Here is a 13,091-nt window from a genome sequence, read left to right as displayed (position 1 = left end):
ATGGATATGCTGAAAAGGGCTGCGGGAAAAATATACGGCTGGATAGAACCGCATATGGACAATGACAAGATGCTCACGAAGATAAAGAGGGTATACATATGTACGGATGCCGCGGCGAGGGATAAATGTGCGGAGATGTACACAGACATTATTGCGAAGATCCTGCTGACGCTTTTGGTGACATGTATTCTTGCGGTGATCCTTGTGGCAAAGGAAGCATTTGCGCCTCATCAGGTGGTGCTCACCAGAGATGGGTACGGAGGGGATGTGTCCACCGTCACTCTGGAGACTGACATAGATGGAGAAAAGACTGATTTTGATGTGGATGTCATGCCGCTGGAATATGATCCTGACGATATGGAAGCAGTGTTTGAGCAGGGATTTGGTGAGATTGAAGACCTGTATCTTGGGGAAAATGAATCCCCCGACGAAGTGATATATGATCTGGAGCTTGTGGATCACCTGGATGCGCTCGGACTCGATGTGCAGTGGATAAGCGAGGACAACGAGCTGGTGTCGTCCGATGGACGTATCGGCGATATAGCGGAGGGAGAAGACAGAATAGTGTCCATCACGGCTGTTCTTACATACAGGGAGCTGAGCGCGGAGAGAACATATCAGATACGCGTGTGCGGAAGGGAAGAGACAGGCAGGGAAAAGGCTCTGAAGGATATAAGGGAAGGCATCAGGGAGATACAGGCGGGAAGTGGAGATTCGAGCGAGGTGGCGCTGCCGGAGCAGATAAACGGATATGCGGTCAGGCCCACCTCGGGAGGCGGAAGCGGTCTTATGATACTGTTTCTCGGTGGTTTCGCAGCCATTTGTATATGGGGTGGAAACAGGTCGAAGATCCAGGGAATGGAAAAAAAGAGATCCGACGAGCTCATGTCGGAGTACCCGGAGCTTGTGGATAAGCTGACGCTCTATCTTGGAGCAGGAGTCACGGTCAGAGGTGCATTTGCAAGGATAGTGAAGAGTGGCAGGGAAGATTGTGCCGGTACGGATCAGGGCGGGAGTGTTCTGACCAGGGAACTGATTTATACGCTAAATGAGATCCAGGCAGGAGTATCCGAGAGTGAGGCTTACTACAACATGGGGCACAGGATAAATCTGCCGATGTATATAAAGCTCATGTCGCTTTTGTCACAGAATGTGAAGAAAGGCACGAGAGATATATTGATCATGATGGCGGGCGAGGAGCAGAACGCAATGCAGACCAGAAAGGAGATGGCGAAGAGAAAGGGGGAGGAAGCCGGGACAAAGCTGCTTCTTCCGATGGTGGTTCTGCTGGGAGTGGTCATGGTAATAGTCATGCTGCCCGCAATAATAAATTTTTAAGATAATAAGTTTTAAGGAGGAAAAATGTATGAAGAGATGGGAAGATTTTATGGAAGATGAGTCAGGTATGGGAGTGGTCGAAATAATCCTTATAATGGTGGTCTTGATCGCGATGTGCGTCATATTCAAGCAGCAGATAACTTCTCTGGTGAACAACATATGGAACTCGATCAACAAGAGTGCAAAGAAGATATATTAAGGGGGAGCTGTATGAGAAATCAGGGACATGTAACGGTTTTTCTGAGTATAATCCTGATCTCCATGCTGCTTCTGGGGCTCTCCGTGCTTGAGATGGCGCGGATAAGAATGGGCAGTGCCAAGGCCGCAATGGCGGCCGAGGGCGCAGCCTGTGATGTGAAGGCGGCGTACGACAAGGAGTTGTTTGAGGAGTATCATCTGCTGGCGGTCGACAGCACATTTGGCGGACACGGTGAGGGAAAGCTTGAGCAGATGGCGCAGGATTATCTGGAATATACTCTGGAAAATGGTCAGGGCGACAATATGAGCGTTGAAGATGTGGCGCTGGCAGAGTGCAGGGGACTTCTGGAGAATGACTGCGAGAATATGAAGCTGCAGATAACCGACCATATGAAGGTGTACATGGAGGAGAAGGGAATAGAAGACATTCTTGAGATGATAACATCCGGGGATAAGGCCATGGAGGATGCTTCTGGAGCTGTGGAAAATGGTAAGAATGAGTCGAATCAGGATGAGAGCAGTTGGAGCGGTACGGATCCTAGAAAAGCGCTGAAAAGCATCCTGACAGGTGGACTTCTGAATGTTGTCACGCCATCCGGGCGGGTGGTGTCAGATCAGGCATACGATCTGGATGGCTTTCCGTCAGACGGACAGGCGGAGGATACGAGACAGTGGGAGGACATAGAATTTGACGATCTGGATAAATTCCAGAGGCAGCTCATGTTGGATGGAGAGAGATCACAGACCGGAATAGTGGATGACATATATGGTGTCGGGTATGCACTGGCGAATTTCAATACATTTACTGACAGGAAACAGGACAGACCATTTGAGTGTGAGGTGGAATACATTATCGCCGGAAAGGATAATGACCATGACAATCTGCAGGGGGTCGTGAACAGGATAGTGCTTCACAGACTGCCGCTCAATCTGGCATATCTGCTCTCAGACAGCGCAAAGATGGCCGAAGTGTCATCCATAGCTGCGGTGCTGGCTCTTGTGCCGGGGGTCACCTATGGGGCGGCGAAATATCTGCTGCTCGGATGCTGGGCTTATGCTGAGACAATTGTTGATATAAGGCTGCTGCTTGACGGCAAAAGCGTTCAGTTTATGAAGACAGACGAATACTGGGTGACGGACATCAACAATCTTGACAAGCTGATGAATCTGGATTCCGTGGACTATGAAGGCGTGGATGCTGTGAGCTACAGGGATTATCTGGCGATACTTCTGATAGAGAATAAAGGAGGCATGTATTACAGGATGGCGGATCTTATACAGCTTAATTTCAGACAGACGGATGAGTCGTTTGAGATGAAGAATATGATGTATTCTCTGACATTTGATGTTGAGGTCAGTCAGGACAGGAAATTTGCATCGTTTATAGAAGATCACGAGGGCGTATCGAAGATAGATGACGGACTGTACAGGTACAGCTTCAGGCAGTGTGTGAGTTATTGAGATATGAAAATATCCTGAAGGGGGGTGTTATATGTTCTCTTGTTGTATGTTGAAAAGTAAATATATGAAAGATAAATCGCCTCTCCAAGCGCATATTACTATAGATTTTGTTCGGATCAGGTATGGCAGGAGAATATATAAGACAGCTCCTTTGGGATGTGACCATGGTAGTGCCAGTGTGGAGGCATCGCTGGTGCTGCCAGTGTTTATATTTGCCATGCTGACTGTGTTTGCCATGGCCGGATGTATACGGACACGGACTGTGATATATGAGGGCTTACATGAGACGGCTGCGTATCTTGCGGAATACAGCTATGCGTATGAGCTAGCCGAAAAGGGCGCGGACATGGGGCCGTATGCTGAAGGTATGGCAGATGGTGTGTCGCTCGTGCTGGCGAACAGGAAGATCAGGGAGTACATAGATGACAAAGGCACGGTGAACACATATGTCGACGGCGGAATGTCCGGGGTTAAGGTGATAAATGCAGAGCTGTCGGATGACGGATTTGTGTGCCTCAAGGTCAGATATATGCTGAAGATCAATCTGCCATTTGCCGGAGGATCCACCGTGGGGTGCGTGGACAGGATAAGACAGAGGGCGTACCTGGGATATGACAGGTCGCAGGATGATGACGATGATGATGAGTATGTGTATGTGGCTGAGAATGGTTCGGTGTACCACAACTCGCGGAGCTGTTACCATATCAGGATATCTGTGAGAAGCGTGAGTGGGGAGGTTCTGGATGACAGATATTCCGGGCTTTCGGCGTGCAGGATCTGTGGAAGATATAAAAGCAATGGTGTGATTTATGTCACTGAACAGGGAGACAAATATCACTATTCGCTGGGCTGCTCCGGCTTGAAGCGGACGATATACAGAAAGAAAAAGTCAGAGTGCGGGGGACTTCCTCAGTGCTCAGAGTGCGGGAAAAGATAGGAGAAGAGAAGAAAAGACAGGAGGAGTCAGATATATGGATGACAATGGATCTATAGTTCTGGAGATGTGCCTGATAACACCGATACTTGTGTGTGCCGTGTTTGTGGTGATGAACATGTTGTTTATAGCGTTTAACCATGCGGCGGCATCGGGGGAGGCATATCTGGTACTGTACAACCGAGAGGAATACAGGATCAATGAGAGTGGTGAGGGGGATACGGACAGTGCAGAGAAAGCGATGTCCACAAATGTATCCGAGACCGTGATATGTGCCGATGGTGTGAATGCGGAAATGGCCATGAATGGGAAGAATCTGGTTGCGGAGATAACTTACAGAGAGTCATTTCCGGGGATACAGATATTGATAGATGACGGCAGATGTGACAGAAAGACTGCGGCCAGACAGGAGATAAGGGATGTAGGAAATGAACTTAGGAGGTGGCAGGAATATGGTAAGTTATTGCCAGGTAGAGGGAATTAACACTTTTTTTGTGGTGGAGGTCAGTGCAGCAGCCATAAATTCCTATGAGACGGACATGCTGTACAATAATTTTGTCGAGGGAATAATACAGCCGGAATTCAGGGCCATCAACGGAGATATGTTCATATACTGCAAAATAAATGGCATGAAGAGCCTGGACGATATATCTGACAGGGGGATAATGTCCATGGAGCAGGCTGTTGCTCTCATAAGATCGTTGTGCAGTGTGGTCATGGAGACGGGAGAATACATGCTTGAGCCGGACAATCTTCTGATAGAATCCGACAAGATATTTTACTCGGATGCAGAGAAGAGTTTCAGATACGTGTATGTGCCGGGACAGGGAACGGATGTCAGAATGGGAATAAAGAATCTTGTGGAGAAGATCATAAAGAGGGTAGATCACAGGGACACTGAGCTTGTGGATTTTATGTATGAGATATATGACATGGTGGTGTCGGCAAATTATGACATGGAGCGGATGCAGAAATATGTGGATGAGGTCTCTGCCCGTGAGCAGGAAAAATGCTGCTCCGGCAATAGAAAAAGAAATGTGGAATCTTTGGCTGCGGCCCGTGAGCAGGAGCTTTTGATGGATGAGGTGTTCGGAACGGATCAAAGCAGTGCGGCGGCGTTGACGATACCGACAACGGAGAAAAACAAATATGATAGGATATTTTTCATACTCATAGGATTTACTGTGGCGGCATTTACGGGAATAGCGGCTGTTCAATTTTATATACAGGGGCATGCGGCGGATGTGAGATTTATAATGCTGGCACTCATCGTGCTGTCCGTGGAGTTATTTGTCTATGTGGAGATGAAGAGGAAGCTGTCTGCTGCTGAGGATGAACGGCGGGGGCAGGAGGGCGTGGAGTGCTCAGAGCTGCGATATGCGGAGGAAGATGAAAACAGAAGACCTAAAAAACAGAATGTTGATGCATTGGAACATGTAAGTCTGGCTGACGAAATACCTGGCGATACCACGGTGCTTGGCTCGGAGGATGACTGTACAACCCTGCTTACACAGCATAATCTCGATGGCAGAGAGTCCGCACAGGAGCAGAGACTGTCTGTGAGACTGATCGAAGACGGAGGCATTGTGGCTACTGAATTTCCGGTGACGCCGGAGGGAGTTGTATTGGGGCGGGACAGACGACAGGCGGATCAGGTTATAGAGGATATCAGCGTCAGTAGAAGGCACATAAGGATATACGAGGATGCAGAGAAGATCTATGTCGAAGATCTTGATTCCACAAATGGAACTGTCATAAATGGGATCAGGCTTCCGGCGGGCAGGAGCTGGCAGCTTGCGGACAGAGATGTTCTGTGTATAGGCACCAGGCAATACCATATTCAAATATTGCTTATCTGATTGATATAAAATGTAAATTCAGATATAATAGTCTGTGTGAGTTTTATGATACAAAGGTAGGTATTGGTGATGTCGTATGTAGCTTTATATAGAAAATGGAGACCTGATACTTTTGACGAGGTAAAGGGGCAGGATCATATAGTTACCACTCTTAGAAACCAGATTAAGAATGATAGACTTGGTCATGCCTTTTTATTTTGCGGTACGAGAGGAACAGGTAAGACTTCGATCGCCAAGATATTTGCCAAGGCATGTAACTGTGAGCATCCGGTGGACGGAAGCCCATGTAATGAATGTGCAAGCTGCAGAGCCATATCGGATGGATCATCGCTTAATGTCATTGAGATAGATGCGGCCTCCAACAATGGTGTTGACAATATAAGGCAGATAAGGGAGGAGGTAGCATATCCTCCTACTGAGGGCAAGTATAAGGTATACATCATAGATGAGGTTCATATGTTGTCTCCGGGAGCGTTCAACGCTCTGTTAAAGACTCTCGAGGAGCCGCCATCATATGTAATATTCATACTGGCTACCACGGAGTCCCACAAGATACCTATAACCATATCGTCAAGGTGTCAGAAGTACGACTTCAGACGTATCCCGGTGGATGTCATCTCGGATCGACTGGAGGAGCTTATGAACAGGGAGGGACTTGATGCGGATAAGAAGGCGATAGATTATATCGCAAAATCCGGCGATGGTTCCATGAGAGATGCCTTATCTATTCTGGATCAGTGCGTTGCATTCAATCTCGGACAGAAGCTTACATATGATAATGTGCTTGAGACCATAGGAGCTGTGGACATAGATACATTTGCAAGACTTCTGGAGTGCGTGCTGGAATCTGATGTTGAACATGCCATAGATGTGGTTGACGAAGTTGTGTGGCAGGGACGTGAGCTTGGCCGTTTCGTAAATGAATTTACATGGTTTCTCAGGAATATACTCGTTGTCAAGCTGTCCTCGGCGGAGGGCGACAGATTGGATATGACCAAGGAGAATCTGGAACGCATAAGAGAGATATCCGGTCATATGGAGGAGAGCACAATAGTAAGATATATAAACGTGTTCTCGGATACAGCCGCCAGCATCAAGTATTCCTCACAGAAGAGGATAGTGCTTGAGATGGCTGTCATAAAGCTGTGCAGACCACAGATGGAGGTTGATACCACAAGTCTGATCGAGAGGGTAAGGATGCTTGAGAAGAAGCTTGATGACCTTGAGGCAAATGGCATACAGGCTGCGCCGGTTCAAAGTGCTGCCCCCGTAAGCCCGGCTGACGATGTGATAGATCAGAAGGGCATGAAGGAATATCAGGACAAGCTGGCAAATGAGCTTCCAAAGGCAGAGTTCGAGGATCTGCAGAGAGCTGCGGAGAACTGGAATGATATACTGGAGAAGCTGTCGGTTCCTGCGAGAAGATATCTCAAGAGAAATGATGCTGATCCGGCCATAAGGACGAAGCTCATACTGTCTGATGATCACAGAAGACTTCTGCTCATGATCCCGCTGACGGATGACGATATGCCGAAGTTATACTTTGACAAGCCTGAGAATGTGGAGCATGTGAAGAGTGTGATCGAGGAATATCTTGGAAGAGAGATTGAATTTGAGATACTTTGTACAAGGAATTCCCACAGTGATAATGGAAGGCTTGAGACGGAGAATATACTGAACCTGAACAAGATCAACTTTCCAATAGATAAGAAATGATGATATCATATTATAAATTATTTAATCAGAATAAGGAGGACTATTGTAATGGCTAAGAGAGGCGGTTTCCCAGGAGGTATGATGCCTGGTAATATGAACAATCTTATGAAGCAGGCACAGAAGATGCAGAAGCAGATGGAGGAGACAACTAAGACACTTGAGGATAAGGTGTATGAGTCATCTGTAGGTGGAGGAGTTGTCACTGCAAAGGTGTCAGGTAAGAAGGAACTCATGGAGATCAAGCTTGATCCTGAGGTTGTTGATCCTGATGATATAGAGACACTTGAGGATCTTATCATATCGGCTGTGAACGAGGCACTGAGAGCACAGGAGGATGACTACAATAGCAGTATGGGCAAGATCTCAGGTGGAATGGGACTTGGAGGATTGCCGTTCTAATGGAAGTTTATGGAGGAGAAGTAAACAGACTTATAGAAGAGCTGGGAAGACTCCCGGGAATAGGCTCCAAGACGGCTCAGAGACTGGCGTTTCACATAATCAGTATGCCTGAGGAGAGGGCGCTGGCGTTATCCGATGCCATTGTGAATGCAAAGAAGAACATAAAATACTGCAGTTGTTGCTACACGATAACTGACAGGGAGGTATGTCCTATATGCAGTTCACCAAACAGGAATCACAAGGTGATAATGGTGGTGGAGACCCCGAGGGATCTGGCGGCATATGAGAGAACAGGACAGTTTGATGGTGTTTACCATGTGCTCCACGGAGTTATAAATCCTGCCCTGGGTATTGGCCCGGCGGATATCAGGATATCCGAGCTCATGAGAAGGCTTCAGAATGAAGATGTGGATGAGCTCATAATCGCTACAGGTTCAGGCCCGGAGGGTGAGGCGACTGCGATGTATATATCAAAGCTTGTGAAGCCGGCCGGTATCAAGGTCAGCCGTATAGCAAGCGGTGTGCCTGTAGGCGGAGATCTGGAGTGTATAGATGAGGTTACGCTTCTGAGGGCTCTTGAGGGAAGAGTATACTTATAATGTATACAGACAGTCTGTGTACATAAGAAAAATAAAAGAAAGAGGTGCAGAGTATGTTAAGAGTAGGTTTTTTGACTAGTGGTGGTGACTGTCAGGCATTAAATGCAACTATGCGCGGAATCGCAAAGGGTTTGTATGAATTGTTTGACGAGGTTGAGATCTATGGATTCCTTGAGGGTTACAAGGGACTCATAAGAGGCAACTATATCAAGATGAAGCCGGCTGATTTCTCAGGTATTATCAACAAGGGTGGAACGATCCTCGGCAGTTCAAGACAGCCATTCAAGCTCATGGGAGAGCCAACTGAGGATGGTCTGGACAAGGTAAAGTCCATGAAGGATACCTATAAGAAGCTGAAGCTGGACTGCCTGTGCGTTTTAGGTGGAAATGGTTCACAGAAGACCGCAAATCTCCTCAGTGAGGAGGGACTCAATGTCATCGGTCTGCCAAAGACCATAGACAATGATCTGTGGGGAACTGACATGACATTTGGTTTCCAGAGTGCTGTTGATATAGCGACCCAGACAATAGACTGTATCCACACAACCGCTGCATCGCATAACAGAATCTTTATCGTTGAGATTATGGGCCACAAGGTTGGCTGGATAACTCTCCACGCCGGAATCGCCGGTGGCGCAGATGTGATCCTGCTCCCGGAGATCCCATACGATATCGATAAGGTATATAAGGCTATAGACAAGAGAACAAAGGACAACAAGGGCTTCACGATAGTTGCAGTTGCCGAAGGTGCTATTCCGAAGGAGATCGCAGAGCTTCCAAAGAAGAAGAGAAAAGAAGCGATAGCCAACAATCCATATCCATCAGTTGCGTATGAGCTGGCTGATAAGCTCAAGGCGTACACAACACAGGATATAAGAATAGCAATACCTGGACATACCCAGAGAGGTGGAAGTCCGGATGCATATGACAGAGTCATATCATCAAGATTTGGAGCAAAGGCAGCAGAGCTCATAAAGGCAAAGGATTTTGGAAAGCTTGTTGTATTCCTTGACAACAAGGTTACAGCTATCCCACTCTCAGAGAGTGCAGGAAAGCTCAAATACGTATCTCCTGATGACGACATCATCAGCGAGGCAAGAACACTTGGAATCTCATTCGGAGACAGATAAAGTAAGCTCTGAAAAAAGTAACAGAGATATTCACACATTCTCCCCATCTGCATATCTATGTAATAGACACACAACAATGCAGATAGGGAGATTTGTATGAGTGAAGAATTTAAGTATATTCCTTACAGCCCGGACGATGAAAACCTCAGGGGGCTTATAAGGGATGGAAATGTCTATAATATCAAGACACCTGTGATACCCGGTATGGGTGAGACTGGTGGATACAGTATGAGTTCGACAGGAATCATGCTTCCTGACTGTGATGATGGGACAGATGAAATGATGAGGGATATTGAGTACATGAAGGAGATGTACCCGGAAGAACTCCGAAAGGTCAGCATGGCCGTGGAGGAGGAGTGTGACAAGCTCGAGTATGAGGGCAGTCCGATGCTTGTTCAATATCCTGACAGAGAAGAGATGCGCCGTGTTGCGCGAAGGGTGTACGATGATCTGAGCGAAAGTGGGCAGATATCGGAGGATTGTTATGCAGGAATGGCTTCGGCAGGTGAAGCTTCGTACGAGGAACCGCCATATGTTCCAGAGGGACCCGGATGCGCCAATTGTGTTATGAGAAATATAATCGAACTGCTTGTGTGCAATGAATTCTGTATGAGACGCGACAGGCATAGAAGACGTAGAAGAAGGTTTTATTAAGTGAAGAAGAAAATAAATGTACTTGTAAGAATACTTGTGATGACAGCAATATTTGTGGTCACAATATATTTGGTCAATATATTTCAGAATAGAAGTTACAAGAATCTGGCTGCGGAGATGAAGGATGCAGAGCTGCCATTAGCTTATGTGTGCTATGGCGATTCGCTTCTCAATTGTATGCATGGTTATACAGGGGAGGTCGACCTCACACTTCTCAGGGACTCTGTGACGCCGATAGATGAGAATAAGAATCTTGAGATAATGGTGGAGAATGATGCATTTAAGGATGCGTCGTATTCGTATGAGATCAGGTCGATATCCGGAGATTCCCTTATAGAGAAGGGTGATCTGGAGGCGGCCTCGGGAACTGATGGCTACGATGTGCTTGATATAAGTGCGAGAATGGATCTCAAGCAGGATATGGAGTATATGCTGGTTGTCAAGCTTAAGAGCGGTGATGGCAGGAGTGCTTCATACTATACCAGAGTGGTCGTAAATGACAATTATCATGAGTCCCAACTGCTGAATGCCGCAAAGGATTTCCACGATGCGACATTTGCATTTGACAAGCTGGAGTCGGAATCGGTCATAGGAACCTACAAGCAGGAATACACGGGCGGCGGAACGGGAGATTCCTACGGACTGGGACATGTGAATCTTGCAAATGCATACTCGGATCTCCTCTGGGATGGACTTAAGCCTACGGTTATAAGCGATGTAAACACATATATAAAGGAGATAGATGTCAACTATGCGGTGATCGAGATGGAATATAAAGCCATGTCCATCACATCGCAGGATGTCATGAGCTATTACACAGTTAAGGAGTTCTATAAGATCAGCTACAAGGATGTGCCTGTTGCCAGCCAGACTGATGAGGCGGACGGAGCCGGCACTGATGGAATATATTTTGACGAAACAGCTTCGTATGATGAGGCCTATTCGGATGAACAGGATGCAGATACTGTTACGGAGACTGAGCCGAAGATCACCATGCTCAGCTATGACAGATATGTGGACGAGTATTTTGACAAAGACGGCATAGATGCCATAAACAATGTGTATGAGATAGGTATCGTGTCATCGGATGATCTGGAATACCGCTATACAGAGGATAACAAGAAGATCGCATTTGTGAGAAATGGACAGCTCTGGATGTATGACTACGGCGATGGACAGATAACTCTGGTGTACGGATCAGGAATGGATGACCATGCAAATGACTCAAACACTTACGCCGACCATGACATGAACATCATAAGCTTTGACAAAGATGGAAATATGACATTTGCGGTGTATGGATATATGAACAGCGGAGATCATGAGGGAAAGCTCGGAGTTGCGCTGTATACATTTGATTATACGACTCTGGAGGTGGACGAGCTTCTGTTCGTCGAGTGCAATGTGCCTTATGAGGCTATGAAGAGCGAGACCTCCAGACTGACATATTACGACGGAGATAAGTTTTATTACATGCTCGGCGGAAAGGTGAACGCCGTGGACATGAAGACGAGACAGCAGTCTTATATTGCGGAGGGACTGTCAGCCAGCGATGTCAAGGTGTCGGTGAACATGGAAGTTATGGCGTATGGAGAGAGCGAGGACCAGAGCAGCAATACAAAGCTGACTCTGATGAATATGCATACCGGAAAGAGTTATGAGATAACCGCCGGAGCAGGGGAATGTCTGATATGTTATGGCTTTAAGGACTCAGATATGGTATACGGAGTGTCGAGCATATCTGATGCGCAGGTTGATGTGGATGCCGAGTCATTTGTTGGTACGAGGTACAGCGAGGAGTCCAGAGATAATATACCTGCATCCAGATTGTATATAGTAAACAGCGATGGCGAGCAGATAAAGGAATACGCAAAGAGCGGGTATTATCTGATGCAGGTTGATGTGGATACGAATCTGCTGTATCTGACAAGAGGAGAGAAATCCGACAGTGGATTCAAGTCTGTGGACGATGATTTCATAACCTTCAAGGAGGACGATACAAAGGAGACGATAGGAACTACCCATCTGTCATCCATAACCGGATATGACAGGCTGTATTTTACGGTTCCGTCAAATATGTATCTGAGCTATATACCGGCGCTGAACATAACAAAGGAAAAGATAGATCCTGATGCTGCAAGTATGATAATGACAGTAGTGCGTGATAAGGTGACCTATCATGTGTACGACAATCTTGGACTTTCAAAGATATATGACGTGGCGGGTGATGCGATAAATTATGCAGTGTCTGTATCAGGTATAGTGGTGTCAAGCGAAGGCGAGGTAATATACAGGCAGGCTGAGAGCCAGGAATACAACACCATTGCCTCTGGAATATTCCATCGCAGTACGGGAAGTGTGGATGCGTCACTCGGCGACTGCCTGTACATGGTTCTGACGTATCAGGGAGTACAGGTGACAGAGGATGATATAGCACAGTATACAGATCCTGTCGAGGCTCTTAACTCTCTTGGAAAGAGACAGGGCATAGATGTTACAGGTCTTTCGCTGGATATGCTCCTCGGTTATGTGAGTTCGGGAATACCGGTAATATCGAGGATAAGCGATGGCAGATATGTTCTCATAGTGAGCTATAATGAGGCAGACATAAGATATTATGATCCTGTCGAGGACAAGGAGATAGTTGTGTCAAGAGATGAGTATACGGATATGATGCTCCAGTGGCACAATGAATCCTACACTTATGTTGAGGAATAAAGATAAAAAGAAAACGGAGCGTGTTACCGCTCCGTTTTCTTTATAATAGTTGTAGTATAAGTTACTTAGCATGGATCCGAATGTT

Annotated in this window: 12 protein-coding genes; all 12 read left to right on the top strand. The window is 46.7% G+C overall.

Annotated features, from left to right (window positions below):
* Positions 1-6: 6 nt before the first annotated feature.
* The gene (locus tag DW159_RS07165) at positions 7-1,338 is read left to right on the top strand and encodes an immunoglobulin-like domain-containing protein (protein WP_015534292.1); all 1,332 of its coding nucleotides are present in this window, start codon (positions 7-9) and stop codon (positions 1,336-1,338) included.
* 28 nt (positions 1,339-1,366) lie between these two features.
* Positions 1,367-1,537, top strand: a complete 171-nt coding sequence (locus DW159_RS07160; RefSeq protein WP_015534291.1) for a Flp1 family type IVb pilin — start codon at positions 1,367-1,369, stop codon at positions 1,535-1,537.
* 11 nt (positions 1,538-1,548) lie between these two features.
* Positions 1,549-2,997, top strand: a complete 1,449-nt coding sequence (locus tag DW159_RS07155; protein WP_015534290.1) for a DUF5702 domain-containing protein — start codon at positions 1,549-1,551, stop codon at positions 2,995-2,997.
* Positions 2,998-3,061: 64 nt separating this feature from the next.
* Positions 3,062-3,934 (top strand): TadE/TadG family type IV pilus assembly protein, encoded by an 873-nt coding sequence (locus tag DW159_RS07150; RefSeq protein WP_147323108.1) that lies wholly within the window; start codon positions 3,062-3,064, stop codon positions 3,932-3,934.
* Positions 3,935-3,968: 34 nt separating this feature from the next.
* A complete protein-coding gene (locus DW159_RS07145) occupies positions 3,969-4,415 on the top strand; it encodes a hypothetical protein (protein ID WP_015534289.1) in 447 nt (148 codons plus the stop codon).
* Complete coding sequence (locus tag DW159_RS07140; RefSeq protein WP_022217522.1) at positions 4,384-5,790, top strand: DUF6382 domain-containing protein; 1,407 nt, start codon at positions 4,384-4,386, stop codon at positions 5,788-5,790. Before DW159_RS07145 ends, DW159_RS07140 begins: the two co-directional genes overlap by 32 nt.
* 69 nt (positions 5,791-5,859) lie before the next feature.
* Entirely contained in the window at positions 5,860-7,506 is a 1,647-nt protein-coding gene (gene dnaX, locus DW159_RS07135; protein WP_055280322.1) for a DNA polymerase III subunit gamma/tau, read from the top strand.
* Between the two features lie 48 nt (positions 7,507-7,554).
* Positions 7,555-7,905, top strand: coding sequence for a YbaB/EbfC family nucleoid-associated protein (locus DW159_RS07130; protein WP_015534286.1), 351 nt, complete (start codon positions 7,555-7,557; stop codon positions 7,903-7,905).
* Positions 7,905-8,504 (top strand): recombination mediator RecR, encoded by a 600-nt coding sequence (recR, locus tag DW159_RS07125; RefSeq protein WP_022217523.1) that lies wholly within the window; start codon positions 7,905-7,907, stop codon positions 8,502-8,504. Before DW159_RS07130 ends, recR begins: the two co-directional genes overlap by 1 nt.
* Positions 8,505-8,557: 53 nt before the next feature.
* Complete coding sequence (locus tag DW159_RS07120) at positions 8,558-9,634, top strand: 6-phosphofructokinase (protein WP_015534284.1); 1,077 nt, start codon at positions 8,558-8,560, stop codon at positions 9,632-9,634.
* 96 nt (positions 9,635-9,730) lie between these two features.
* Positions 9,731-10,288 carry a hypothetical protein gene (locus DW159_RS07115; protein WP_015534283.1) on the top strand — a complete coding sequence of 186 codons (558 nt, stop codon included), beginning with the start codon at positions 9,731-9,733 and terminating at the stop codon, positions 10,286-10,288.
* The gene (locus DW159_RS07110; protein ID WP_117549732.1) at positions 10,289-13,006 is read left to right on the top strand and encodes a hypothetical protein; all 2,718 of its coding nucleotides are present in this window, start codon (positions 10,289-10,291) and stop codon (positions 13,004-13,006) included. It abuts the gene before it with no gap.
* Positions 13,007-13,091: the final 85 nt, after the last annotated feature.

Source organism: Coprococcus sp. AM14-16 (assembly GCF_003434675.1).
Lineage (GTDB): Bacteria > Bacillota > Clostridia > Lachnospirales > Lachnospiraceae > Coprococcus > Coprococcus aceti.
This window is presented reverse-complemented; position numbering and strand designations above follow the sequence as displayed.

Bases quoted from the DNA above. Each gene is read 5' to 3' on its own strand.
- dnaX (WP_055280322.1), top strand. From the start codon at position 5,860: ATGTCGTATGTAGCTTTATATAGAAAATGGAGACCTGATACTTTTGAC.
- DW159_RS07150 (WP_147323108.1), top strand. From the start codon at position 3,062: ATGAAAGATAAATCGCCTCTCCAAGCGCATATTACTATAGATTTTGTT.
- DW159_RS07165 (WP_015534292.1), top strand. From the start codon at position 7: ATGCTGAAAAGGGCTGCGGGAAAAATATACGGCTGGATAGAACCGCAT.
- DW159_RS07160 (WP_015534291.1), top strand. From the start codon at position 1,367: ATGAAGAGATGGGAAGATTTTATGGAAGATGAGTCAGGTATGGGAGTG.
- DW159_RS07130 (WP_015534286.1), top strand. From the start codon at position 7,555: ATGGCTAAGAGAGGCGGTTTCCCAGGAGGTATGATGCCTGGTAATATG.
- DW159_RS07145 (WP_015534289.1), top strand. From the start codon at position 3,969: ATGGATGACAATGGATCTATAGTTCTGGAGATGTGCCTGATAACACCG.
- DW159_RS07155 (WP_015534290.1), top strand. From the start codon at position 1,549: ATGAGAAATCAGGGACATGTAACGGTTTTTCTGAGTATAATCCTGATC.
- DW159_RS07140 (WP_022217522.1), top strand. From the start codon at position 4,384: ATGGTAAGTTATTGCCAGGTAGAGGGAATTAACACTTTTTTTGTGGTG.
- recR (WP_022217523.1), top strand. From the start codon at position 7,905: ATGGAAGTTTATGGAGGAGAAGTAAACAGACTTATAGAAGAGCTGGGA.
- DW159_RS07115 (WP_015534283.1), top strand. From the start codon at position 9,731: ATGAGTGAAGAATTTAAGTATATTCCTTACAGCCCGGACGATGAAAAC.
- DW159_RS07120 (WP_015534284.1), top strand. From the start codon at position 8,558: ATGTTAAGAGTAGGTTTTTTGACTAGTGGTGGTGACTGTCAGGCATTA.